This is a genomic window from Hymenobacter sp. R533113 (genome assembly GCF_056835965.1).
Genome location: NZ_JAKWBD010000001.1, coordinates 919,974 through 944,188 on the forward strand (window position 1 = coordinate 919,974; position 24,215 = coordinate 944,188).

General features: G+C 54.4%; 18 protein-coding genes. 10 read left to right on the forward strand and 8 right to left on the reverse strand.

Features of this window, described 5'->3' with window-relative positions:
* The first annotated feature begins 32 nt into the window (after positions 1 to 32).
* The 7 genes from murD to ftsZ all read left to right on the forward strand — a co-directional run bounded on the left by murD (position 33) and on the right by ftsZ (position 9,384).
* Complete coding sequence (gene murD / locus MKZ35_RS04315) at positions 33 to 1,406, forward strand: UDP-N-acetylmuramoyl-L-alanine--D-glutamate ligase (RefSeq protein ID WP_482511973.1); 1,374 nt, start codon at positions 33 to 35, stop codon at positions 1,404 to 1,406.
* 73 nt (positions 1,407 to 1,479) lie between these two features.
* Positions 1,480 to 2,658, forward strand: coding sequence for an FtsW/RodA/SpoVE family cell cycle protein (locus MKZ35_RS04320; protein WP_482511974.1), 1,179 nt, complete (start codon positions 1,480 to 1,482; stop codon positions 2,656 to 2,658).
* 301 nt (positions 2,659 to 2,959) lie between these two features.
* The gene (gene murG / locus MKZ35_RS04325) at positions 2,960 to 4,000 is read left to right on the forward strand and encodes an undecaprenyldiphospho-muramoylpentapeptide beta-N-acetylglucosaminyltransferase (protein ID WP_482511976.1); all 1,041 of its coding nucleotides are present in this window, start codon (positions 2,960 to 2,962) and stop codon (positions 3,998 to 4,000) included.
* A complete protein-coding gene (locus MKZ35_RS04330) occupies positions 3,997 to 5,526 on the forward strand; it encodes a UDP-N-acetylmuramate--L-alanine ligase (RefSeq protein ID WP_482511977.1) in 1,530 nt (509 codons plus the stop codon). The genes murG and MKZ35_RS04330 overlap by 4 nt, the downstream gene beginning before the upstream one ends.
* On the forward strand, positions 5,510 to 6,274 hold the full coding sequence (locus MKZ35_RS04335) for a cell division protein FtsQ/DivIB (RefSeq protein ID WP_482511978.1): 765 nt from the start codon (positions 5,510 to 5,512) through the stop codon (positions 6,272 to 6,274). The genes MKZ35_RS04330 and MKZ35_RS04335 overlap by 17 nt, the downstream gene beginning before the upstream one ends.
* A 104-nt stretch (positions 6,275 to 6,378) precedes the next feature.
* The gene (gene ftsA, locus MKZ35_RS04340) at positions 6,379 to 7,752 is read left to right on the forward strand and encodes a cell division protein FtsA (RefSeq protein WP_482511979.1); all 1,374 of its coding nucleotides are present in this window, start codon (positions 6,379 to 6,381) and stop codon (positions 7,750 to 7,752) included.
* A gap of 126 nt (positions 7,753 to 7,878) precedes the next feature.
* Entirely contained in the window at positions 7,879 to 9,384 is a 1,506-nt protein-coding gene (gene ftsZ, locus MKZ35_RS04345) for a cell division protein FtsZ (protein WP_482511980.1), read from the forward strand.
* A 229-nt stretch (positions 9,385 to 9,613) separates the two neighbouring features.
* On the opposite strand, the gene MKZ35_RS04350 is transcribed toward ftsZ, so the two are convergent.
* Both MKZ35_RS04350 and MKZ35_RS04355 read right to left on the reverse strand, forming a co-directional pair.
* Entirely contained in the window at positions 9,614 to 9,778 is a 165-nt protein-coding gene (locus tag MKZ35_RS04350) for a hypothetical protein (RefSeq protein ID WP_482511981.1), read from the reverse strand.
* A 120-nt stretch (positions 9,779 to 9,898) separates the two neighbouring features.
* Positions 9,899 to 12,457: a TonB-dependent receptor gene (locus MKZ35_RS04355; protein ID WP_482511982.1), complete on the reverse strand. Its 2,559-nt coding sequence runs from the start codon at positions 12,455 to 12,457 to the stop codon at positions 9,899 to 9,901.
* A 384-nt stretch (positions 12,458 to 12,841) separates the two neighbouring features.
* Between MKZ35_RS04355 and MKZ35_RS04360 the strand changes: the two genes are divergently transcribed.
* Positions 12,842 to 14,116 carry a voltage-gated chloride channel family protein gene (locus MKZ35_RS04360; protein ID WP_482511983.1) on the forward strand — a complete coding sequence of 425 codons (1,275 nt, stop codon included), beginning with the start codon at positions 12,842 to 12,844 and terminating at the stop codon, positions 14,114 to 14,116.
* 15 nt (positions 14,117 to 14,131) lie between these two features.
* On the opposite strand, the gene MKZ35_RS04365 is transcribed toward MKZ35_RS04360, so the two are convergent.
* From MKZ35_RS04365 to MKZ35_RS04380, 4 genes are all read right to left on the reverse strand, one after another.
* On the reverse strand, positions 14,132 to 14,659 hold the full coding sequence (locus MKZ35_RS04365) for an NADPH-dependent FMN reductase (RefSeq protein WP_482511984.1): 528 nt from the start codon (positions 14,657 to 14,659) through the stop codon (positions 14,132 to 14,134).
* A gap of 91 nt (positions 14,660 to 14,750) precedes the next feature.
* A complete protein-coding gene (locus MKZ35_RS04370; RefSeq protein ID WP_482511985.1) occupies positions 14,751 to 15,506 on the reverse strand; it encodes a succinate dehydrogenase/fumarate reductase iron-sulfur subunit in 756 nt (251 codons plus the stop codon).
* A 138-nt stretch (positions 15,507 to 15,644) separates the two neighbouring features.
* The gene (locus MKZ35_RS04375; protein WP_482511986.1) at positions 15,645 to 17,579 is read right to left on the reverse strand and encodes a fumarate reductase/succinate dehydrogenase flavoprotein subunit; all 1,935 of its coding nucleotides are present in this window, start codon (positions 17,577 to 17,579) and stop codon (positions 15,645 to 15,647) included.
* A gap of 18 nt (positions 17,580 to 17,597) precedes the next feature.
* Positions 17,598 to 18,269: a succinate dehydrogenase cytochrome b subunit gene (locus MKZ35_RS04380; RefSeq protein ID WP_482511987.1), complete on the reverse strand. Its 672-nt coding sequence runs from the start codon at positions 18,267 to 18,269 to the stop codon at positions 17,598 to 17,600.
* Between the two features lie 233 nt (positions 18,270 to 18,502).
* Here MKZ35_RS04380 and MKZ35_RS04385 point away from each other — a divergent pair, with 233 nt between their 5' ends.
* Both MKZ35_RS04385 and fabD read left to right on the forward strand, forming a co-directional pair.
* Entirely contained in the window at positions 18,503 to 21,373 is a 2,871-nt protein-coding gene (locus MKZ35_RS04385) for a T9SS type B sorting domain-containing protein (protein WP_482511988.1), read from the forward strand.
* A gap of 215 nt (positions 21,374 to 21,588) precedes the next feature.
* Positions 21,589 to 22,473: an ACP S-malonyltransferase gene (fabD, locus tag MKZ35_RS04390; protein WP_482511989.1), complete on the forward strand. Its 885-nt coding sequence runs from the start codon at positions 21,589 to 21,591 to the stop codon at positions 22,471 to 22,473.
* 271 nt (positions 22,474 to 22,744) lie between these two features.
* Here fabD and folK read toward each other — a convergent pair whose 3' ends face one another.
* Together folK and MKZ35_RS04400 are read right to left on the reverse strand one after the other, a co-directional pair.
* Positions 22,745 to 23,248 carry a 2-amino-4-hydroxy-6-hydroxymethyldihydropteridine diphosphokinase gene (folK, locus tag MKZ35_RS04395; RefSeq protein ID WP_482511990.1) on the reverse strand — a complete coding sequence of 168 codons (504 nt, stop codon included), beginning with the start codon at positions 23,246 to 23,248 and terminating at the stop codon, positions 22,745 to 22,747.
* A gap of 13 nt (positions 23,249 to 23,261) precedes the next feature.
* The gene (locus MKZ35_RS04400; RefSeq protein WP_482511991.1) at positions 23,262 to 24,137 is read right to left on the reverse strand and encodes an alpha/beta hydrolase family protein; all 876 of its coding nucleotides are present in this window, start codon (positions 24,135 to 24,137) and stop codon (positions 23,262 to 23,264) included.
* Positions 24,138 to 24,215 lie beyond the last annotated feature (78 nt).

Genomic DNA, 24,215 nt, shown 5'->3' on the forward strand with positions numbered 1-24,215 from the left:
CGCGAAACACTGCGGGAAATCCAACTTAAGCTATGCACATCGTAATACTAGGAGCAGCCGAGAGTGGGGTAGGGGCGGCGCTGTTAGCGCAAGCCAAAGGCCACGCCGTTTTCGTGTCGGACGGGGGATCTATCAAGCCTGCTTATAAGGAGAAGCTTATGCAGGCCGGTATTCGCTTCGAGGAAAACCAGCACACGTTGGAAGAAATTTTGTGCGCCGACGAAGTGGTAAAAAGCCCCGGTATTCCGGAAAAAGCGCCCGTCATTCAGGCGCTGCGTGGAAAAGGCACTCCTATTATTTCCGAAATCGAGTTGGCGGGTCGCTATACGCAAGCTAAGTGCATCTGTATCACCGGCACGAATGGCAAGACGACGACTACCCTGCTGACCTATCATCTGCTAAAGGAGGCTGGCCTAAACGTAGGGCTGGCCGGCAATGTAGGCTATAGCCTCGCCGAGCAGGTTATTGAAGATAAGCACGATTACTACGTAGTAGAGCTGAGCAGCTTTCAACTCGACGATACCCAGGATTTTGCCCCCTGGGTAGCCGTTCTGCTTAACATCACTCCTGATCACCTTGACCGGTACGGCTACAGCTTGGAGAACTATGCTGCTGCTAAAATGCGTATTGCGCGCAACGTAAGCCGCTGCTTTATTTACAATGCCGGTGACCCGGAAACGCGTAAAGCAGTAGAAACGTCGGCAGCTGCCAAAACCGCCTTAGCGTTTGATCGGCAATATGATGGTCATGCGGGCGCAAATCTTGCGGCTTGGTACGGACACGATGGAGCGCTACGGTTGCAGTTGCCTGAATGGGCCGAAAGCCAGGTTGATAGTGTTAACGTCGCCAACTCGCCGCTTATTGGTCAGCATAACCAGCAGAATATGGCGGCGGCTATCCTTGCAGCTCGCGTCGTCGGGCTGTCGTCGGAGCAAATTGAGAAGGGCTTGGTTTCCTTCAAAAATGCCCCCCACCGTTTGCAATTGGTAGGCGAAGTCAACGGCGTTAAGTTTATCAACGACAGCAAAGCCACCAACGTCGAAGCGGCGTGGTTTGCCCTTGATGGCGTACAGCAGCCTATCATCTGGATTGCGGGCGGTACGGATAAGGGCAACGACTATGCTTCCTTGCTGCCTCTGGCCAAACAAAAAGCGAAAGCGTTGATCTGCCTCGGAGTAGACAACGCAAAGCTGAAGGCCAACTTCGGAACGATAGTGCCGCACTTGGAGGAAACGCAAAGCATTGAAACGGCCGTGCATCGCGCCGCTGAGCTGGCCGCGCCCGGCGATGTGGTGCTGCTCTCGCCCGCCTGCGCCAGCTTCGATCTATTCAGGAACTATGAAGACCGTGGGGGGCAATTTGCCGCTGCTGTGGAAAAATTAATGAGTGAATGGGTGACTGAGTGACTGAATGTTTGAACGACCATCCATTCACTCAGTCACTCAGTCACCCATTCACTCAATCACTCATTGTAAGCCTATGGAACCCGTAAAACTCTGGCTGCAACGCAACCTCAAAGGCGACCCCATCCTGTGGGGCATTGTATTGCTGTTTTCTTTTATCAGTATCGCGGTGGTGTATTCGGCCACGGGTACGCTGGCGTATAAGAAGATGGGGGGCAATACTGAGTATTTCTTGGTAAAGCACACGGGTTTGATCTTCGTGGGGTTGGCATTCATGTGGCTTGCCCACCGCATCGACTATCGGTACTACTCGCGCCTGTCGCTATATGCGCTGCTACTGTCGGTGCCGCTGCTGCTGTTTACCTATTTCATGGGCTCGAATATCAACGAAGCATCGCGCTGGCTTACTATTCCGGTCATCAACCAAACCTTTCAGCCCTCCGACTTAGCCAAACTGGCGCTGATTTCTCACTTGGCTAGTATGCTCAGCCGTCGGCAGCAGCACGTGCAGGATTTCAAAACGACGTTGCTGCCCGTAATGCTGTGGGTGGGCCTTATCTGCGGCATTATAATCATGAGTAATGCCTCCACGGCGCTGCTATTGTTTGCCACTTGTCTGCTGCTCATGTTTATCGGCCGGGTGCCGCTCAAGCAAATGGCGGTGATGGTGCTTATCGGGGCGGTGGTAGGCGGTATTGGCCTTTCCTCTGGTCAGCGCTACAAAACGGTACTAACCCGCGTCGAGAGCTTTACCGACAAGACTAAGCCGGTGCCTTTTCAGCTCGAACACAGTTATATAGCCATTGCTACGGGCGGCATCAGTGGTAAAGGCCCCGGCAAAAGCACCGAGCGCAACATTCTGCCCCATCCGTATTCCGACTTTATCTACGCGGTTATTATCGAGGAATATGGCTTGATCGGGGGCGTAGTGGTGCTGTTTCTATATCTGGCTTTCCTCTATCGGGGCCTGAATACCGTAATCCATAGCTACGGGGCTTTTGGGGGGCTTTTATCAGCCGGATTAACCTTTAGTCTGGTTTTGCAGGCAATGGTTAATATGGGCGTGGCCGTAGGTCTAGGTCCTATCACCGGTCTGCCGCTGCCCTTGCTGAGTATGGGCGGTACCTCCCTGATTTTCACGGGTATTAGCATCGGCATTATCCTAAGCGTAAGCCGGGGTGAACGGGAAATTCGCCCCATGACGGGTGAGCCCGAGGATACCGCACGCATTCCCAAGAAGACAGCGTATGCGTAGCCAAACGATTGCCTCATCCCCTAGCCCCGGTTCGCTTCATGCGCGAAGTCCTAGGGGAGAAGGGGAACTAGATTTAGTATCTTTTTTAATGATAATGGCCTTTTCCAGCCTTCTGATTTTTTAGAGCTAGTTCCCCTTCTCCCCTAGGACTTCGCGCATGAAGCGAACCGGGGCTAGGGGATGAGGCAACCGTTGAACACTAATCAATGCCCAAGTCGAATCTTCAGTTTATTTCTTCGCATCCCGAGCCCTACCGCATTATTATTAGCGGTGGGGGCACGGGGGGCATATTTTTCCGGCGGTGGCAATTGCCAATGAGCTGCGCCGGCGCCAGCCCGAAGCCGAAATCCTGTTTGTCGGCGCCAACGGTCGCATGGAAATGACCCGTGTGCCCGAGGCCGGCTACGAAATTGTAGGTCTCGATATTAGCGGCTTGCAGCGCCGCCTGACTCCGCAGAATTTGCTATTTCCGCTGAAGGTGATTCGGAGTGTAAAGAAGGCAGGTAAAATCATCGAGAATTTCCGTCCCGAAGCCGTTGTAGGCGTCGGTGGCTACGCTTCGGCTCCTATTTTATTGGCCGCTACTTCGCGAGGAATTCCAGCGCTTATTCAGGAGCAAAATTCCTATGCTGGGTTGGTCAATAAGCTACTGGGTCGGCGCGTGAGCCGCATTTGTGTGGCTTATGACGGCATGGATAAGTTTTTCCCCCAGAATAAAGTTGTACTCACCGGCAACCCCGTCCGCACCGAAATTGCTTCCGGGGACCGCGCCGAAGCATTAAAGTTTTTTGGTCTTTCGCCCAATAAGAAAACCCTGCTCGTAATTGGGGGCAGCCTTGGCGCCCGCACCCTGAACGAAGCTACGGCCGCTGCGCTTCCACGCCTCAAAGCGGCTGGAATTCAGTTGTTGTGGCAAACGGGCAAGCTCTACTATCCGAAAGCGCAGGAGCAAGCTGCGCCATTCATTACCGACGGCATTCAGGCCTTAGAGTTCGTGCAGCGCATGGATCTTGCCTATGCTGCCGCCGATGTTGTTGTTTCGCGTGCTGGTGCTTTGTCGGTTTCGGAGTTGTGCCTCACTGGCAAGCCTAGTTTGCTGGTGCCTTCGCCCAATGTGGCCGAAGACCATCAGACCAAAAATGCCTCGGCTCTGGTTCGCCATCAGGCTGCTATACTCGTCACGGATGCGGAGGCGCCCGCCCGCCTCTACGATGAGACCCTTAACTTACTAGCCGACGAGCCGCGGCAGCGGCAGCTGAGCGCTAATGTGCGCCAGCTTGCTCGCCCCGACGCTACGGCCGCCATTGTAGATGAACTGCTGACTATTATGGACCGCCGATGAATCCTGTAGCCGCATTTCCTTACGTCTATTTTCTGGGCATCGGTGGCATCGGCATGTCGGCGCTGGCGCGCTGGTTCCAGGCTAATGGCCACCAGGTGAGCGGCTACGACCGCACGCCTACGCCCCTGACCGAAGCCTTAGCCGATGAAGGCATTGCCGTGCATTACGCCGATGCAGTGGAGAATATTCCGGTCGAAGTGCGCGAAAATGCCCCCCAGACGCTGGTTGTTCTCACGCCGGCTATTCCCGCTGGCCATCAGGAGTGGGCCTGGCTGCGCGAACAAGGCTATGATATTCGCAAGCGCAGCCAAGTGCTGGGCTTGCTTACTCAAGGTCAGCGCACGGTTGCTGTAGCTGGCACTCACGGCAAAACTACCACCTCGTCTATGGTGGCGCACTTGCTCCATCACGCGGGCGTCGATTGCTCGGCCTTTCTGGGGGGCATTTCCGTGAATCTTGGGTCAAATCTGCTGCTAAATCGTCTGAGTGGTACTACGGCTCAAAGCCTTAGTACCACTATCGTTGAACATTCCGCCACTACATCTTTAGCAGGTATCAGCAACAATAGTGGTACTACGACGGAAAAAGTCGTAGTACCACAGCCACCAGTAGTAGTAGAGGCCGACGAGTACGACCGCAGCTTTCTGACGTTGCACCCCGACGTGGCCATCGTGACCAGTACCGATGCCGACCACCTGGATATTTATGGTACGCAGGACGCATTGATTGAGTCCTTCCGGCAGTTTGCAGGACAAATAAAGCCCGGCGGTACTTTACTGCTCAACCATACTGCCGACGCCAGTGTGGCTGCTGCGGTGCCCGTTGGCGTACAGGTCATTCATTATGGTCTAAAAGCAGGGCAGGGGGCAAATCTGTACGCTGCGAATGTGACGGCCCACGGCCACGAGTTTCGCTTTGATGTACATAGCCCGCTCGGTAACCTAAGTGATTTGCAGCTGACGGTGCCCGGCTTCCACAACGTGGAAAACATGCTGGGGGCTATTTTTGCGGCACAATTAGAAGGCGTAGCGGCCGAAAAGCTGGTGGCGGCTGTGGCGGCTTATCGGGGCGTGAAGCGCCGCTTTGAGTTTGTCGTCACCACAAAAAATAAGGTGTATGTAGACGATTATGCCCACCATCCACGCGAAATCGAGGCTTTTCTTCGTTCCCTACGTGCGTTGTACCCGCAGAAACGTTTGCGCGTCATCTTCCAGCCCCACCTTTTCACCCGTACCCGCGACTTCGCCCCAGGCTTCGCCGAGAGCCTGAGCCTGGCCGACGAGGTGGTGTTGCTTGACATTTATCCTGCTCGTGAGCTACCAATCAGTGGGGTTACATCCGAGCTGATTCTGTCTCAAATAACTGCCCCCCAAAAGTCTTTGCAAACCAAGGAGCAAGTCGTAGCCGCCGCTGCTACCGATGATGACTTTGATGTGTTGGCTACTGTCGGTGCCGGTGATATTGACCAGCTGGTGCCGCAACTACGAACCATTTTAACCAGCCGCTGGCATGAAACTCAAGCCTGACGCCAAGAATTATCTGTTTGCAGCGACATGCCTGCTGCTCCTCATCGGCTTGGCCGTGTTTGCTGGCGTGCGCCAGGCAAATCGGCCTGTGGGCGAAGTTATCGTGACCATCAGCAACGAATTCAATAACTATTTCATCAGCGAACAGGAGGTAACCGCCTTGCTCACGCGCAATGGCTACCAACGCCTGGAAGGTGCCCGGTCTGAAGACCTGAACCTTAAGGCCCTTGAAGCGCGGCTCAAGGCTCACAGCTTTGTGCGCGAAGCCGAGGTGTACCGCGACTTGGCCGGCAATCTGCACGCCGACGTGCGGCAGAATCGCCCCATTGCCCGCCTGATACACGCCGATACCCGCCGCGATAGCTACCTCGACGCCGAGGGCCATGAGTTGCCGCTCTCTCCTCTGTTCACTGCGCGGGTGGTACCGGTCGCTCGCCAGGGCGGTGTTCCGATTCCTGCCGCGTTTTTTCGTGACTCTACGGGTCGTCGCTACCTTGAAGTATTGCGTTACATCGATGAGCACCCCTTTTGGCGGGCCCAGGTGGCGGAAGTATTTATCGGGCCAAATGGCAAGCTTGCTTTCACCCAGCAAATAGGAGATCAACGAGTAGAATTTGGGTTTCCAGAGAATATTTCAGAAAAATTCGCGAAACTAATGGTATTTTACCGGCAAATTCCGCCGGTTTTAGGGTGGGATACCTACCACCGCGTCAACGTCGAGTTTAAAGACCAGATCATTTGCGAATAACTATACACTCTCTGTAACGTCTATAAAGGGCCTTAAATCGTCCGAAATAGCGTTTTTTTAGATACACACTGCAACTTCCCGCAAACCCTGCCAGTACCTACCCCATGCAAAACGATAAAATTGTAGTCGGCCTCGACATCGGCACCACCAAAATCTGCGTCCTGGTAGGGCGCAAAAATGAGTTTGGCAAACTTGAGATCCTTGGCATGGGCAAAGCCGTGTCGGAGGGTGTAGTGCGCGGTATTGTATCCAATATTGACAAAACTGTCGACGCTATTAAGAAGGCTATTCGGCAGGCTGAAGAGCAATCTGGCATCAATATCGGCGTGGTGAACGTCGGGATTGCCGGCCAGCATATTAAGAGCCTGCAGCACAACGGTAGCATCACGCGCGCCTCACAGGATAGCGAGATTACCGTCGATGACGTGAACCGCCTGACTAATGATATGTACCGCCTGGTAACTCCGCCCGGCTCTGAGATCATCCACGTAATGCCCCAAGACTACAAGGTGGATTACGAGGAGGGCATCATGGACCCCGTAGGCATGTCGGGTGTGCGGCTGGAAGGTAATTTCCATATTATCACTGCCCAGAGCACGGCCATCAACAACATCAATAAGTGCGTTACCAAGGCTGGGCTTGAAATCGATAATCTGATTCTGGAGCCGCTGGCATCGAGCATGTCGGTGCTGAGCGACGAGGAAAAGGAGGCTGGTGTAGCCCTGATTGATATCGGCGGCGGCACTACCGACTTAGCGATTTTCAAGGATGGCATTATCCGCCACGCGGCGGTGCTGCCTTTCGGTGGCAACATCGTGACTTCTGATATTAAGCAAGGCTGCCTGGTAATGCAGAACCAAGCTGAGCAGCTGAAAGTGAAGTTCGGGAAGGCCATTGCGGAGGAGGCTTCTGATTATGAAATCGTAAGCATTCCAGGCCTGCGCGACCGTGCTCCCAAGGAGATTTCTCTGAAGAACCTCGCTCACATCATCGAGGCTCGGATGGAGGAAATCGTGGAGCTGGTGTATGCGGAGATTCAGCGTACTGGCCACGCTGATAAGCTTGCCGCTGGTATTGTACTGACTGGTGGAGGCTCACAGCTCCAGAACCTGGTGCAGCTCACCGAATATGTAACTGGGCTGGATACCCGCATCGGTTACCCCAATGAGCACCTGGGCAAGAGCCGCATTGAGGCTGTAAAGTCGCCGATGTACGCCACTACCGTAGGGTTAGTCTTGGCTGGCTATCGTTCTATCGATGAGCGTGTGAGCCGCGGCTACGAGCCCGAAGAGCAAACCTACCGCCCCGCTGCTGCTGAGCCGCGCATGGAAGCGCCTGTTGTTGCTGCCGTTCCACAAAAAGCCCCCCAGGCGCCTGCACCACCCAAAAAGCCTTCCGGTGCCGGCAAGTTCTTTCAGGATATCATCAGCCGCACCAAAGGCCTGTTGATTGACGATTTTGACGATAAGCAGTACTAAGCCATTTAACAACTAGCATTTATCATTTAACACCATGTAGGCGCTGACGAGGCGTGCAGTGGAGGCCCGATGAAGTGTTAGAAAACAGCTGTTAAACGTTAATTGGTAAATGTTAAATGAAATCACATGAATTATAAATTCGATATTCCTTCCACCTCAAAGTCCATCATCAAGGTAATTGGTGTGGGAGGCGGTGGTTCCAATGCTGTGAACCACATGTTCAGCCAGGGCATAAAGGACGTGGAGTTCGTTATCTGCAACACGGATAAGCAAGCGCTCCATAGCAGCACCGTGCCTACCAAACTGCAGATCGGTGTTGACCTTACGGAAGGCCTTGGCGCTGGCGCTAACCCCGAGCGCGGCAAGCAAGCCGCCATCGAGAGCCGCGAGCAAATCCGGGAGCTGCTTAGTAACGGCACGCGCATGGTGTTTATCACGGCCGGTATGGGCGGTGGTACGGGCACTGGAGCGGCGCCCGTTATTGCCAAAGTGGCCAAGGAGCTAGGCATCCTGACGGTAGGCATCGTGACAGCGCCTTTCCTGTTCGAGGGTAAAAAGAAGCGTCAACAAGCCGAGCACGGAATTAAAGAGTTGAGTGAGAACTACGACACCGTGCTCGTGATTCTCAACGATAAGCTGCGCGAGATTTTTGGTAATCTGCCTATCCGGGCGGCGTTCGCGAAAGCGGATAACGTACTGAGCACCGCGGCGAAGAGTATCGCCGAAATCATTACGGTGACCAGCGAAGTAAACGTGGACTTTGAAGACGTGAAAACCGTCATGAAGGACTCGGGTGCGGCCGTGATGGGTAGCAGCATCACCGATGGCGAAAACCGCGCTCAGCGCGCTGCTGAGGAAGCTTTGGCTTCGCCGCTGCTCAACAACACCGACATTCATGGCGCGCAGAAAATTCTGCTCAGCATCATGTCGGGTGACCAGGCTGAGCTGGAAATGGATGAGCTGACCGAAATTACGGAGTACATTCAAAACAAAGCCGGTCAGGACGCCGAAGTTATTTTCGGTCACGGCATCGATTCTACCTTGGGACAGAGCATCCGCGTGACGGTAATTGCAACTGGGTTTGCCCGTGATGCACACACCATTAACACGGGTTTTGTTAATAATAAAGCTGCTGCCGAATCTGAGCCTGATCCGCAGATCAATCTGTTCGATAAGGATCGTCAGGAAACCCCGGCCGCGCCCGTAGTGCCTACGTTTGGTACGCCGACTCCCGCACCTACACCCGCACCTGCGCCAGTAGAGCCGCCTAAGGTGACATTTGATCTGGAAACGTCGGTCTCGAACTATGTGCCTCCCGTGGCAGCACCTTCCTCGCCGGCGCCGGAGTTGGTAGCCGTGCAGCAGCCCGCACCGCAGCCACAACAGCATGCCGCGCCGCGCCCTACGCTGGATGCCCGCGCCGAGGAGCGCCGCCGCCGCCTTCAGGACCTAAGCAACGGGTTGACCAATGACGCCATAAAAGATCAGCTGGAAACACCCGCTTATCTGCGTCGCCATGTAAAGCTGGAAAATGTGACACCATCGAATGAGCGCGACATTTCCCGGTTTAACCTATCGGATGATAATGAGCTGCTGGGCGACAATCGGTTTTTGCATGATAATGTAGACTAGCTTTTTGCTTTGCTAATGTAAAAAGGCAGAAGCCGCTGGAGATTTTCCAGCGGCTTCTGCCTTTTTACATTCAACCCGACGATATCTGAAAGCTTTGAAATTAGTACAGCCTTGAAGGCCAGGCAGACAAGAATATGCTTGAGTGGCTGCTGATGCCGCTTGCCGCTAAGAACCTAAGAAGGTAAGCCTGCTTACCTCTAAGCGGAGGCAAAGTTAGCCAAGACGGGCCTTAATCAGGCTGACTAAGCGTATCGACGACTACGGAGTTTTGCCGAATCGGGTCTGCCTGCTCCCTATCGGGGCTGAGTGTACGCGAGCCAGAGGAAGTGGTAGTGCTGCACGCCCCGAATATGGCTACAGGTAGCAGCGTTACAAGTAAAAGTAGCTTTTTCATAGCTGGGGGGCTTTTTGGAGCGGCAGGCGGTTGCGCTAAGACAAGGCACAATTTCCTTATGCGAAAACAATAACATAAACCAAAAAGAAGCCGGTTGCTTGCAACCGGCTTCTTTTTAATCTATTGCTGCCCTTGGCCCTGCCCGTCGCCGCCCGACTTCTGGTCGTCGTTGCGGATGCTCTTTTTGGGGCGACTACCACGGTTATCCATTTTACCAAACTGATAGTTGAAGCTCACGCGCACCCCGCGGTTGTACACATAATTGGTGCTGCGGGAGCTGAAGCGTGCGGCATCCAGCTCATTGCGGAAGCGGATGGTCCGGTTGAAGGGGTTATCCAAGCCCAGGCTCAAGCTGCCTTTCTTCTTGAATAGCTCCTTTTTGGCGGCAATACTGTAGTACTGATAAGCGGACGTACGACCCTGTAGCTGCACGCGGGGCGAGTTGAGGAAGCCCGAAAACTGAGCGCTAAATCCTTTATCGAACTGATAAGATGACGAGATGTTGGCGTTATACATGAAGCCGTCATTCGTCGTGTTTAAGCTGGAGCTTTTGAGCGTCACATAATATGCATTCACATTACCGTTCACGGTCCACTTGTCCGTCAGCTTCGTGGAGCCGAACACGCTCATGCCGTAGGTGGCGTTGCGGGCTACGTTTTGAAAGGTTGTATAGATAACTTCGGCCTCGGTATCGTCGGTTTCAATCAAGGTATTGAGTGGTACCAAGCGCGAAACGCTTTCAATCGCATTGTTGGTGCGGCGGGAGTAAAGCGAGAAGTTCAGGTTGCTCTTTTTGATATAGGTACTATATCCCAGCTCGTAGGAATCGGTCAGCTCGGCGTCCAGGGTGGGGTTACCGGAGGAGAAGATGCGGGGGTCGCTGGTGTTTAGGTAAGGATTCAGGAAGTAAATGTTGGGGCGCTGCACGCGGCGGGTGTAGCTCACCTTCAGCTTCTGACTCTTGTCTTTGCCAAAGTCGCGGGAGGCCACGACGCTAGGAATAAAGTTGGTGTACTGCTGGCTGATTTCGGTGTCGTTAGAGAAGAAGTCACCGCCAATGCGCGTATGCTCCAGGCGCGTGCCCAGTTTAAACGAATACACTTTGCGCAGGCTAAAAGCGTAGGTGGCGTAGCCCGAATACACGTCCTGGTCGTAGCGGAACTGGTTGGTGCGGTCGGGGAGAGGCACGAAGTCAGCTAGGCTGTTGCGGTCACCGTCAAAATCGGCTTCGATCTGATAATCGGTGTTTACCTGGCGCAAGATGGATTTGGCGCCTAGCTCCAGCGTGCTGGTGCTGTCGATGGGCTGTACGAGGTCGGCTTGGAAAGTAGCCTCGCGGTTGCGGCTGTCGTTGAAGCTTTGCTCGCGGTAATCGGGTCCAATCAGCTCGGGGCGGAACTGGTCGAGGTCATATTCATTCAGACCCTTATTTATGCTGTAAAGAGCCAAAACGCTGAATTCCTGCCGGGGCTTGGCCAGGGTTTTAGTGTAGCCGAAGTTCAGGTCGAGGTTGCGGTTCTGGTTGTCGTACTCAATATCGCGGGAGTAGGCGTCGAGGCCGGCGGCATCGGTGATGTACTCCGAGCGGAGTGTGCGGGGGCCAGTGTAGCGAAACAAATTGCCGCGGGCGCTCAGGTTGAAGGCGTCCTTGGGCGTCAGGTCGTAGTCGCCGCCGATTTGCCCATAAAAGCCACCTCCCAGGTTACGGTTGGTGCTAAACTGGCTGAGCGTAGCCGTGGTCGTGGAGCCCTCAAAGTCGCGCCGGAAAGTTTCGCCCCGGCCTCGGTTGTAGAACCCGAAGGAGCCCAGGTTGGTATTCACGCCCACTTTTCCTTTTCGCGCGTTCAGGCTGGTATTCAGGTTGCTGGAGCGCGTGCCGGCTGATACGTTCACGGAGCCATTCACGCCGGCCATGTCATTCTTCTTCAAAATGATGTTAATAATGCCCCCCGTGCCCTCAGCGTCATACTTGGCCGAAGGAGAGGTAATTACTTCCACCGTTTTGATCTGGTCGGCCGGAATCTGGCGTAGCGCATCCGCCACCGATGAGGCCACAATGGTGCTGGGCTTGTTATTGATAAGCACGCGCACGTTGGACGAACCGCGCAGCTCCACGTTGCCATCTAGGTCAACGGCCAGCAACGGCACCTTCTTTAATACATCAGCCGCCGTGCCGCCGTTGTTCGTGATGTCCTTATCAGCATTATAAACGATGCGGTCGACCTTGTTTTCTACCAGTTCCCGCTCGCCCGTCACCTTTACTTCGCCGAGCTGCTGTGTGGTAGCGGTAAGCGAAATGCCCCCCAGATTCACATCGGCGTCGGTGAGGCGGACATTGTCCAGCACCTTAGTCTGGTAACCCACGAAGCTAATGCTGACTTTGTAGGTGCCGGGGGGCAATTTGCTGAAGGCAAACTTTCCTTTTTCGTCGCAGATTCCACCATCTACGGCCCTATCAGTGGTTTGGTCGAGCAGGGCGACAGTGGCGTACTCTACTGGTTTGCCAGTTTTGCTATCGGTCACGGTGCCGCTGAGGCCGGCAGCGCCCCGCGGTGTGGCCGGTGACGTGACCAGCGCAGGCCGCGACGTAGGAACAGAAGGCGAAGCCGGAGCCGTCTGGGCAAGCGCGTGAAAGGACAGGCCGAGTCCGGCCAGCAACAATGGTAGTGCGTGTTTCATGAAGTAAAAGTAGAAGCGACAAAGGGCGCGTGTCCTGTTGTTTCGACTAATGGAGGCCAGATGGGGCCAAAACCCGGAATTTCCAGGTGGTTAGCATAAGGTACTTTCAGGGTATAAGGTAAAAAGCGGTACAGCGCAGCTTGGAAGGAGTCAGTGGGAAAAGCGCTCAGCTACGGTGTGTAACTATCGAATTCGCCTTACAGACAAATACTCAAGCCTGGAGTTGCTTGTCAGCTTTCAGTTGGGCTGGATTTTATAGAATAAGCGCTTGAAGCCCATAAAAAGCTTCCACCGTTAAGTTCAGGACCCGGTAATGCGTACACGCCTTGCCTTAATGCCGGATATGTATCTTCGCCTGACTTCCTGCTCAGCCATCGCCTATTCATGTATCGCTACTTTTCTGCTCTTCGCGCCGAGTACACGCCCTTGCTGCTATTCGCGGGCCGTTGGCTACTGATTTGTGCAGTGGTTGGCGGATTGGCTGGTACTGCATCAGCCGGCTTTCTGGTGGCACTGGACTATGTCACGAGCTGGCGCGAAGCTCACCGCTGGATTATTGCTCTGTTACCGCTGGGGGGCTTTTTGGTCGGGCTGCTGTATTACTATTTTGGCCGTAGCGTGGAGAGCGGCAACAACCTGCTGCTCGACGAAATCCATTCGCCTCAAGCCACACTGCCGTTGCGGATGGTACCGCTGGTGCTGATTGGTACGCTGCTCACGCATCTGTTTGGCGGCTCGGCCGGCCGCGAGGGCACCGCCGTACAAATGGGCGGCTCCCTGGCCGACCAACTCCGCGGCCCCCTACGCCTGCGCCCCCGCGACCGCACATTATTGCTGATTACAGGCGTCAGCGCTGGCTTTGCCTCCGTGTTCGGAACCCCATTGGCAGGCGCTATTTTTGGGCTGGAAGTATTTCTGATCGGTCGCCTGCGCTACGATGCCATTCTGCCCAGCTTTCTGGGGGCCATTTTCGCCGATTATATCACGCGCTTGTGGGGAGTGGGGCACACCGCTTACCCGCTGCTGGCAGTTCCGGCGCTGTCGCCGCTCGGACTGCTCAGTGCCGCCGCCGCTGGTATCGTCTTTGGGCTGGCTGCCCGAAGCTTTAGCGGCCTTACGCACTTACTGGGGGGCTTTTTTAAAAAGCTGATTGCCTGGCCGCCCCTCCGCCCGGTGGCCGGGGGCGCGCTGGTAGCACTAGCCGTGTGGGCTTTGGGAACCACGCGCTACATCGGCCTGGGCGTTCCTGTCATTGAGGAAGCCCTAAGAGCCCCCGTGCCGGCCTACGATTTTTTGCTGAAACTGGTATTTACAGCCCTCACTTTGAGCGCCAGTTTTAAGGGCGGCGAAGTGACACCTTTATTTTTTGTCGGAGCTACATTGGGTAATGCGTTAGCATCTAGCTTAGCCTTGCCCATGCCCTTGCTGGCTGGCATGGGTTTCGTGGCCGTATTTGCCGGCGCGGCCAACACACCACTAGCCTGTACCCTGATGGCTATGGAGTTATTTGGCCACGAGTGCGGGTTGTACGCGGGTTTGGCGTGCGTAGTCAGCTACCTGTTTTCAGGCCATCGGGGTATTTATGGGGGGCAAATTATCGGGCAATCCAAACACGGCTTGTGGGCTCGCCAGCAAGGCAAGCGCCTGCGCGATTTGTAGCCGTTGCCCGATTACTTAAAACGCCAGCAACTGCGTCACCTGCTCCTCCAGCAACTGCTGATACAGCGGATTATTTAGCTTTCCATCCTCGCTCAGGTACTTATCAATAGCCGGCAAGCGAACCCGCGTTGGCAGCACTGCCGTACCCAGATACATCAAAATATCCGTCAGATGACTAAGAGCCAGAATGCCACCTTGCACTCCAGTTGAAAGGCCGATCAAGGCTGCTTTTTTGCCCCGAATACCACCAGGGTAGGGCAGACCATCAATAAAAGCCTTTAGTACTCCTGGGAAGGAGCCATTGTACTCCGGTACTACGAATACCAGCTTGTCAGCATTATTAGTCAGTTCAAAAAGCTCGTTGAAACCATCATGCTGACCCGTATTCGCATACAAGGCCGAGGTAATAAAGTCGGAAGGCAAATCGGTGAGGTCCAGAAGCTGGCAATCGGCACCCTGGCTTTTGAGCAATTCAGCGTATACAACGGCGACCTTACGGGCCCGGGAGTTCGGACGGTTTGTTCCGATAATGATAGTAATCATGGTGCGTGAGAGCAGAACCGGCTTAAAGTAGGGACAAAAAAGAGGGCGAAACGGAAGCCGTTTCGCCCTCTTTCACTATAACAGCACAACCCTATGCTAGGTTGTTGGAAGTAGCTTTTGCATTGATAAACTCACGGTTCATCAGGGCAATGTTTTCGAGCGAAATACCCACTGGGCACTCTGCTGCGCACTGACCAATATTGGTGCACGCCCCAAAACCTTCCTTATCCATCTGCGCTACCATGTTCTCCACACGAGTTTTGCGCTCCACCTGGCCCTGGGGCAACAAGGCCAGCTGCGAAATCTTAGCCGATACGAACAGCATAGCCGACGCATTTTTGCAAGCTGCCACGCAGGCACCGCACGAAATGCAGGTAGCAGCCTCAAACGCCTGATCCGCAATATTCTTTGGAATCGGAATCTCGTTGCCGTCGGGTACGCCGCCGGTGTTTACGCTTACGTAGCCGCCCGCCTGAATAATCCGGTCGAAGGCTGAGCGGTCTACGCTTAGGTCGCGGTTTACGGGGAAGGCATTAGCACGCCAGGGCTCAATGGTGATGGTGTCGCCGTCGCTGAACTTGCGCATGTGGAGCTGGCACGTAGTGGTGCCCTTCTCCGGACCGTGCGCCCGGCCATTAATAAACAGGTCACAAGAACCACAGATACCTTCGCGGCAGTCGTGGTCGAACGCTACGGGCTCATCGCCTTTGAGCAGCAAGTCCTCGTTAAGAACATCCAGCATTTCCAGAAAAGACATTTCGGGCGAAATATCCTTCACTTGGTACGCTACTATTTTGCCCTCGCTATTACGGTTGCGCTGCCGCCACACCTTAAGCGTAAGGTTCATCGGTTTTGCATTAGGGTTATTACCGGCCATTCTATTTATAGAAATGAGAGTTAAGATGTGAGAAGTGAGATAGAAAATGAAGCTGATAAGTACCTGACAAATGTCTTACTTCTCACTTCTTATCTCTCGCTTCTGGTTTTACTTGTAGCTACGCTGCGTGAGTTTTACGTTTTCGAATTGCAGCTCTTCCTTATGCAGATTTTCCGGCTGATTGTCGCCAGTCCACTCCCAGGCAGCTACGTAAGCAAAGTTTTCGTCGTCGCGCAGGGCTTCATTTTCGGGCGTCTGGTACTCCTCACGGAAGTGACCACCGCAGCTTTCTTCGCGGTTCAGTGCGTCATCTACCATCAGCTCACCGAGCTCCAGGAAGTCGGCCACACGACCGGCAATTTCCAGCATCTGGTTCAATTCTTCGTTGGTGCCCGTCAGCTTCAGGTCAGACCAGAACTCGCGGCGCAGCTTCTGAATTTCCTGCTTGGCAAACTGTAAACCCTCGGCATTACGGCTCATGCCGCAATGATCCCACATAATGTGACCAAGCACTTTATGAAACTCGTTTGGCGTACGGGTACCTTTGATGCTGAGCAGCTTCTGGGTGCGAGCGTGTACTTCTGCTTCCGCTTCCTTAAAGGCTACGTGTTGGGTAGTAACCGGTACTGGAGCCTCCTTAGCCAAGTAATCACCAATGGTATAAGGGATTACAAAGTAACCATCAGCTAAGCCTTGCATCAGGGCCGAAGCTCCCAGGCGGTTAGCACCGTGGTCGGAGAAGTTGCACTCGCCGGTAGCATACAAGCCTGGGATAGAAGTCATCAGGTTGTAATCTACCCATAGCCCACCCATAGTATAGTGTACCGCCGGGTAGATGCGCATCGGCAGCTCATAGGGATTTTCGGCGGTAATTTTCTCGTACATGGCAAACAGGTTGCCGTACTTCTGGCTCACCTTATCTACGCCTTCGCGCTGAATAGCGTCGGCGAAGTCGAGGTACACAGCCAAGCCTGTTGAGCCTACACCACGGCCTTCGTCGCAGGCCTGCTTGGCATTACGCGAGGCTACGTCGCGCGGTACCAGGTTACCGAAGGAAGGATACTTGCGCTCCAGGAAATAGTCACGCTCTTCCTCGGGAATATCTGCCACCCGAATTTGCCCCCCACGCAGGCGCTCAGCCATTTCCTTGGTCTTCGGCACCCACACGCGGCCGTCGTTACGCAGCGACTCCGACATCAGCGTCAGCTTCGACTGATAATCACCGGATACGGGAATACAGGTTGGGTGAATCTGGGTGAAGCAGGGGTTAGCGAAGTAAGCACCTTTCTTGTGGGCACGCCATGGGGCAGTTACGTTGCAGTACTTGGCGTTTGTGCTCAGGTAGAACACGTTGCCATAGCCACCCGTAGCCAGCACTACCGCATGAGCCGCGTGCGTCTCAATCTCACCCGTAATCAGGTTGCGCGTTACGATGCCACGTGCTTTGCCCTCTACTACTACCAGCTCCAGCATCTCGGAGCGGGTGTACATCTTCACTTTGCCGTAGGCAATCTGCCGGCTTAGGGCCGAGTAAGCCCCCAACAGCAGCTGCTGACCAGTTTGGCCCCGAGCGTAGAAGGTTCGGCTTACCTGGGCACCACCGAACGAGCGGTTAGCCAACAAGCCACCATATTCGCGGGCAAAGGGTACACCTTGCGCCACGCACTGGTCAATGATATTAACCGATACCTGAGCCAAGCGATACACATTTGCCTCGCGGGAACGATAGTCACCTCCTTTAATAGTATCGTAGAACAGACGGAATATGGAATCGCCGTCGTTCTGGTAGTTCTTGGCAGCATTGATACCACCCTGCGCCGCAATAGAGTGCGCGCGACGCGGTGAATCGTGATAGGTGAAAGCCTTTACGTTGTAGCCTAACTCAGCCAATGAGGCAGCTGCTGACGCGCCGGCTAAGCCCGTACCCACGATAATAACGTCGTACTTCCGCTTGTTGGCGGGATTCACAAGCTTCACATTGAACTTGTGCTTCTCCCACTTTTCGGCGAGAGGCCCTTCAGGAATTTTGGAATCCAGATTCATCGTAATACGAGGTTAGGACTATTTAAAAAAGTAGAAGTACAGCGGCATCGCGGCAAACCCAGCACACACGACAATGGCGAAAATGTAGCCGATAACGCGGACAATAGGTGTGTATTTGCGGTGGTTCAGGCCCAGAGTCTGAAAGCCGCTACGGAAGCCGTGAATGAGATGATAGCACAAAGCCGCCTGCGCTGTTACGTACAGTAGCACGTACCACCACTGGTGAAATGAAGTGACCACCAGCGTGTATAAGTCGTCATTGTTATTGATATCCGGATCTAAATCCCCAAACCGGGCCCGATAGAAGAAGTTGTACATGTGCACAATCAGGAAAATCAGAATCAGGGTGCCGAGCAGCGCCATGCTACGCGAGTACCAAGGGCTGTTTTCCGAAGGGCGGCTATCTACGTAGCCTACTTTGCGGGCAGCCCGGTTGCGCACGGCCAGCGTGTATGACTCATAAATATGGAAACCAAAGCCCAGTACCAATACCCACTCCAAGGTCCTGATGACAGGATTGGTCCCCATGAAATGAGAGTAGATGTTAAAGGCGGCCCCACCGTCATCCTTAAATAACTGAAGGTTGCCCACCAGGTGCACAACAAGAAAAGAGCAAAGAAAAAGGCCGGTAATGGCCACAATTACCTTGCGGCCGATACTGCTAGTAAACGTCTTCGTAATCCAACTCATAGGAGTTATTGATGATTTTTGAAAGGTCGGTTGTAGTTGACCAAAGGTAAGGGCCGACCAAGTACGAAACAATCGACATCCGACGTTTAGAAAGACGTGAATCAATCTGGCAGCGGGGCCGTTAGAGCTTCATAGCGAATATGTAACACCGCGCGCGTGTTGTTTGTTAGGTAATCAGCGCATTTTTGCTGACCTTCTGCTCTCCGAAAAATTGTCTTTAATCACTCTTTAATATGAAGCTTCCGCTACCTCGACGCGTTAGTTGGTTATTGGTGGGGCTGGTACTTACCATACTAGCTTCTCTAGGTATAACACCTACGGCTCAGGCCTCCCACCTCCGGGCCGGTGACATACAGGCTAAGTCAGATACTACGCTGCCCGTCAGTGCCCGCAACCCGCGGCGTATCTTCTTCAAGATGGTACTCTTCACCGACAACGAAACTTCAAAAGTTGATGAAGATAAAGTAGCTATATTTTTTGGAGATGGAAGCTGCACTGGAGTACGTGAAATACCTCGTACTACGCTGCGCCAAGTAATACCTGGCACCCAGATTAATGTATACTATTTTGAGCATACTTATAATGCTCCTGGTCCCTATTTGGTCAGTTATATTGGGGAATTACGCAATGATGGAGTGCGCAATATGTCTGACTCCAACACCCAGACATTTTATATTTCTACCCGCGTTACTATTGCCCCCGAGCTTAATATAAACAGGTCTCCGGTACTGAACGCACCAGCTTACGATAAGGCCGGCGTCAATCAGGTATGGCTGCACAACCCTGCCGCTTTCGATGCAGATGGCGACTCTTTAGTGTTTGAGCTGCGCTCCAGCCAGCAAGTAGCCAATGGTGTAAAAGGAACTATTGACATAGATAATTGCCGGCCCCGGCCGGTTGTTACCACTAATTACAGGTTCCCTAACCTAACTGAGCCGCGAGGAGTACAGGTGCCCTATCTAAATGACCCTGGGGGCGGACAGTCGACCTTCACGCAGGACCGTAGGACAGGGCAAATTGTATGGAACGCGCCAAACACGGTCGGTCTCTATAATTTTGCTTTTGCGGTTTTGGAGTACCGACGAACTGGTACGGGGCCAGCCCGTCTGATTGGGGAGGTAATCCGCGATATGCAGATTCTGGTGGAGCCCACCAATAATCTGCGGCCTACTATTACCATTCCGCCCGACCTTTGTGTGATAGCCGGTACGCCCATTACCGCAAGCGTTACGGCCACTGACCCAAATAACGATAAGATAACATTAGCGGCTTTCGGGGGCATTTTCCCGCCTGCCACCTTTGTGCAAAACGCGACGGGGCCACCGCAGGCCAGCGGCACTTTTCGCTGGACGCCCCAATGCACGGATGTTGCTTCCGATCCGTACACCGTTGTTTTTAAGGCCGACGACCAGCCACCATTGGGTACGGTATTAATTGACGAAAAGGCGTGGCGCATTACGGTAATCGGGCCGCCGCCGCAAAACTTCGGTGTGCGCGGCGAAGGCAATACCGCCATTCTGACCTGGGACCGGTATACCTGCACCAATGCCAGCCGGATTCTGATTTATCGGAAAGAAGGACCTTCCAACTTTGTTCCTGGGCCTTGCGAAACAGGCATTCCGGCTAGCTCAGGCTTCGTGCAGATTGGTTCAGTGCCGGTCGGGACGGATATCTTCCGCGATGACCGGGGTGGTTTGGGTTTGGAGCGGGGCAAAAACTATTGTTACCGTATTTACGCGGAGTTTCCGCGGCCCAAAGGTGGCGCCAGCATTGCATCCGCAGAGCAATGCCTGAACCTGCAAGGTCGGAGCGCGGTGCTAACCAATGTAACCGTAGATCGGACCGATGCTGCCAACGGCGCTATCACGGTGCGCTGGACCAAGCCTTTCAGCCAAAGCGGGTTTATTCCGCCCGTGGGCTACCGTCTGCTGCGTTCGGCGGGTACGGCCACGCCCACTGTGGTGTTCACTACGAATAATCTGGATGAGCTATCGTTTGTAGATACTGGCCTGAACACGTTGGCTAACACCTTCACCTACCGGCTGGAATTCTTTAGCAACGCCGTAGCCGGACCCGGCTCAGCCGTGCTGACGGAAACCTCGACGGCATCCAGCGTGCGGCTGGAAGGCACGGCGGATGTCAGCAACCCAAACCTGAACCGCATTACGCTGAACTGGACGTATACTGTGCCGTGGAATAATGCGCTCCGGCCCACGACTATTTATCGGCGCGACCCGGCACCCGGCAGCCCGTTTGTGCAAGTAGGCACCGTGACGGGCACTATCACGGGGGGCACATTTGTCGATCAGGGAACTACGGCCGTGCCCTTGCGCAAAGGGCAGGTGTACTGCTATTATGTCGAAACGAATGGCACGTATAGTAACCCTGATATTCCCGATCCTCTGCTGAATAAGAGCCAGGAGAAGTGCATCGCGCTGAACACGGTGCCGTGCCCACCCGTGCTGACGCTGGCGCCTACCAACTGTGACAGCTTGGCGGCGCTGCCAACTTTCCCGGCACCAAATCAAGTGTATAGCAACAAGCTGCGGTGGACCTTGGGCAACACGCCCGCCGATTGCAGCCGCGAGATTGCCTACTACCGGATTCTGTATCGGGAGACACCCGAGGGACCCTTAGTGGCTATCGACTCCGTAACGCAGCAGAGCTATGTTGATCGATTAGATCGGGATAGGGCAAACCGGCCCGGCAAGGCCACCTTTGCGGGCTGCTATGCTGTCCAGGCCGTTGATGCGGTTGGTAACCGGAGTGCGCTGAGCAACATTGAGTGCAAGGACAACTGTCTCTTCTTTGTGTTGCCCAACATCTTCACTCCCAATGCCGACCAGCGCAACGACACGTTCCGCCCAAAAGTGGCCAGTCCGATACGGCGCACCCGCTTCCAGGCCTTCAACCGTTGGGGCGTGAAGGTGTACGAAAGCGACCAGAACCCATTAATTGAATGGGATGGCGCCAGCAACGCGACTGAAGGCAAGGGTGGCGTGAAGGTGACCGAAGGCGTGTATTACTACATTGCCGAGGTCGAATTCGCGGATTTCAGTAGTACGAAGCGCACCTATAAGGGCTGGGTGGAAATCACGCGCTGATTCCACATTCCGTAAGCTGTCCAGCAACAGGGCGAACCAGATGGTTCGCCCTGTTCTTTTTTAGGTAAGCTCTGAAAACATAAGCTGGGGGGCTTTTTTGGGCTTACGATTCAATTTGTGCAGCTTGCGCGACTGTTGTAGCAGGCAACCCCACAAGCAGCCGTCCACAAAATCCGTGTAACCCCAAAAAATCCGCGTACATCCGTGGTTCAGACATGAAAGCAGTACTTTTTCCCGGCCAGGGTAGTCAGTTTAGCGGCATGGGCCGTGACCTTTACGAGCAGCAACCTACTGCCCGCCAGTTGTTTGACCAGGCCAATGATATTCTGGGCTTCCGTCTAACAGATATCATGTTTGCTGGCTCCGACGAAGACCTGCGCCAAACCAATGTCACCCAGCCCGCCATTTTCTTGCATTCCGTGGCCCTAGCTGCCAGCCTCCCAGGGCTGGTTCCCGATATGGTAGCTGGTCATTCATTGGGTGAGTTTTCGGCATTGGTAGCGGCTAAAGTCCTGAAGTTTGAAGACGCGCTTCAACTAGTTGCGCAGCGGGCACAGGCCATGCAGGCTGCCTGTGAAGAGCAACCCGGCACAATGGCCGCTATTCTGGGGCTTGATGACGACATCGTCGTGCGCATCTGCCAGGAAATCAGCCAAGCGGGCGACATAGTGGTAGCGGCCAACTTCAACTGCCCCGGCCAACTCGTTATTTCGGGGAGCCAGCAGGGCATTACCGTTGCCTGTGAGCAAATGAAGGCTGCTGGTGCCAAGCGGGCGCTGCCCCTGAGCGTTGGGGGGGCTTTTCACTCGCCGCTTATGCAATCGGCGGAGGCGGCGCTGGCCCGCGCCATTGAGGCCACGCCTTTCGCGGCCGGTATTTGCCCGGTGTACCAAAACGTAGACGCCGCTCCTCACCGTGACCCCGACGAAATCCGCGAAAACCTTGTGCGCCAGCTCACGGCTCCTGTTCGCTGGACCCAGCTCATACAGCACATGGCCGCCGATGGTGCTACCGAGTTCGTTGAGTGCGGACCCGGTAAGGTGTTGCAAGGCTTGGTAAAGAAAATTGCCCCCCAGACCGCAGCTAGTTCGGCTGTTTAGTTATTAACTCATGTTACGCACGACTTGCTGCTGCGCTTCAAAAAGCGGCTTTTGCTACGCTCAGAAACAGCCTTACCGACTAATGGATGCAGTTGCTGCGTAACATCAGTTATTAATACGCTTTATGAAGCAAATTAGGCTGCTCTATTAGGCGGTCAGGCAGAGCGAAGCATCTCGCGTGTTTAGTGGAATTACTACTCTCACTACCGCTAGCGAGATGCTCCGCTCTGCATGACCGCCTAATAAAAGGCTGAAATAGATGGCTTTTATTTCAGCTGGCTGAAGTTTTCACCCACCGTTTCACCTCTAATTTATCAGGGCAGTATGCCAGTAATTCGGCTACTGTTTGGCCCAACACCGGATGTACTTCCGCCGCCGCAATTTCGGCCAGCGGCACCAAGGCAAAGCGCCGCTCCGGCAGGCGCGGGTGCGGCACCACGAGTCTAGGGGAATCCAGCGCCAGCGCGTCATATAGTAGAATATCTACGTCCAAGGTGCGCGCATCCCAACGTACGCGCCGCTCTCGCCCCGCGAGCTGCTCTACGTGCAAGCAGACATTTAAGAGGGCATCGGGGGGCAAATTTGTGCGCAGCTGCACGGCCTGATTCAGGAAGGCGGGCTGCTGCTCCAAGCCCCAGGCCGCTGTTTCGTAAAGAGATGATGTGTTAACAACAATACACTCCAACTCGCCGAGCTGCTGTATGGCGGTGCGTAGCGTGGCGGCCCGGTCGCCGAGGTTGCTGCCGAGTAGCAGGTAAGCCGTGTGAGTAGGCAAGGTGCTGGCCAAGCTATTTGATGCCTTTGAAGAAGCCTATCGTGCGGTCGGCGACTTCCTGTGCTAATGCTGGCAGCTGTTCTTCTTCCCAGGGGTGCTTGCCACCAAACATATGACCCGCCCCAGGCAGGATAACCAGCTCCGCATCGGGTTTCCAGCTTTTCAGGTCATGGGCCATGCTCACGGGTAGAGTTTCGTCTTCGTCGCCGTGCAGAATGAGCAGGGGCTGACTCAGCTTTTCGCGCACATTCTTTGGAATATCGAGGCGCTCTTTATTGGCCAGAAAATCTTCGACCAGCTGATAATACAGTGGCATCCGCTGACCAGTACGGGTATTATCAATGTACTGCACACCCTCGGCTTGCCAGCGCCGCATTACCTCCGCCGACCAGCGCTGATCGATGTCGCTGATGGGAGCCCAGGCGGCCACGGCCCGTACGCGCGCATCTTCGGCAGCCTTGAGCATAGCCAGCCCACCACCCCGACTGTGGCCTACCAGAAACAGACGATTTAAGGCCAATTCCGCGGACGGAATCGCGGCTTCGCCTAGCCAGTAAAGGCTGTCCAGTAAGGTGCCCAGGTCGTCAAGCTCCAGGCTGAAGTTGTTGTTGCCGAAAGCTTCCATATCCTCCAGGTCGCCGGTGCCGCCGGGCACAATGCCATTGTGTGAGAAGTTCAGCTTAACAAACACGAAGCCCTGACGCGCAAAGTAATCGGCCAACACGCTGAAATGGCCCCAGTCTTTAAAGCCTTTAAAGCCATGTACAAACACAATTACCGGTTTGGGCTGCCCATCGGGCAGAAAGCGGGCATCGGCGGCAAAAGGCCGGGTGTGACGAGAGGAGGTTAATAAAAACTCAACGGCGATAGGGGCGAGGCTGGGGGGCATTTTTGTACCGATTAAGTAAGAAGGTAAAAGTAAGCTACAAAATTTGCCCTCACAGTGCCCAAACCGACCCAAAACCAA

What these genes read in the sequence shown, in the direction of transcription:
- MKZ35_RS04385 (WP_482511988.1), top strand. Translation starts at nt 18,503, where the DNA reads ATGAAGCTTCCGCTACCTCGACGCGTTAGTTGGTTATTGGTGGGGCTG.
- MKZ35_RS04360 (WP_482511983.1), top strand. Translation starts at nt 12,842, where the DNA reads ATGTATCGCTACTTTTCTGCTCTTCGCGCCGAGTACACGCCCTTGCTG.
- MKZ35_RS04370 (WP_482511985.1), bottom strand. Translation starts at nt 15,506, where the DNA reads ATGAACCTTACGCTTAAGGTGTGGCGGCAGCGCAACCGTAATAGCGAG.
- fabD (WP_482511989.1), top strand. Translation starts at nt 21,589, where the DNA reads ATGAAAGCAGTACTTTTTCCCGGCCAGGGTAGTCAGTTTAGCGGCATG.
- MKZ35_RS04350 (WP_482511981.1), bottom strand. Translation starts at nt 9,778, where the DNA reads ATGAAAAAGCTACTTTTACTTGTAACGCTGCTACCTGTAGCCATATTC.
- murD (WP_482511973.1), top strand. Translation starts at nt 33, where the DNA reads ATGCACATCGTAATACTAGGAGCAGCCGAGAGTGGGGTAGGGGCGGCG.
- MKZ35_RS04380 (WP_482511987.1), bottom strand. Translation starts at nt 18,269, where the DNA reads ATGAGTTGGATTACGAAGACGTTTACTAGCAGTATCGGCCGCAAGGTA.
- MKZ35_RS04365 (WP_482511984.1), bottom strand. Translation starts at nt 14,659, where the DNA reads ATGATTACTATCATTATCGGAACAAACCGTCCGAACTCCCGGGCCCGT.
- MKZ35_RS04330 (WP_482511977.1), top strand. Translation starts at nt 3,997, where the DNA reads ATGAATCCTGTAGCCGCATTTCCTTACGTCTATTTTCTGGGCATCGGT.
- MKZ35_RS04375 (WP_482511986.1), bottom strand. Translation starts at nt 17,579, where the DNA reads ATGAATCTGGATTCCAAAATTCCTGAAGGGCCTCTCGCCGAAAAGTGG.
- ftsZ (WP_482511980.1), top strand. Translation starts at nt 7,879, where the DNA reads ATGAATTATAAATTCGATATTCCTTCCACCTCAAAGTCCATCATCAAG.
- MKZ35_RS04320 (WP_482511974.1), top strand. Translation starts at nt 1,480, where the DNA reads ATGGAACCCGTAAAACTCTGGCTGCAACGCAACCTCAAAGGCGACCCC.
- MKZ35_RS04400 (WP_482511991.1), bottom strand. Translation starts at nt 24,137, where the DNA reads ATGCCCCCCAGCCTCGCCCCTATCGCCGTTGAGTTTTTATTAACCTCC.
- MKZ35_RS04335 (WP_482511978.1), top strand. Translation starts at nt 5,510, where the DNA reads ATGAAACTCAAGCCTGACGCCAAGAATTATCTGTTTGCAGCGACATGC.
- ftsA (WP_482511979.1), top strand. Translation starts at nt 6,379, where the DNA reads ATGCAAAACGATAAAATTGTAGTCGGCCTCGACATCGGCACCACCAAA.
- MKZ35_RS04355 (WP_482511982.1), bottom strand. Translation starts at nt 12,457, where the DNA reads ATGAAACACGCACTACCATTGTTGCTGGCCGGACTCGGCCTGTCCTTT.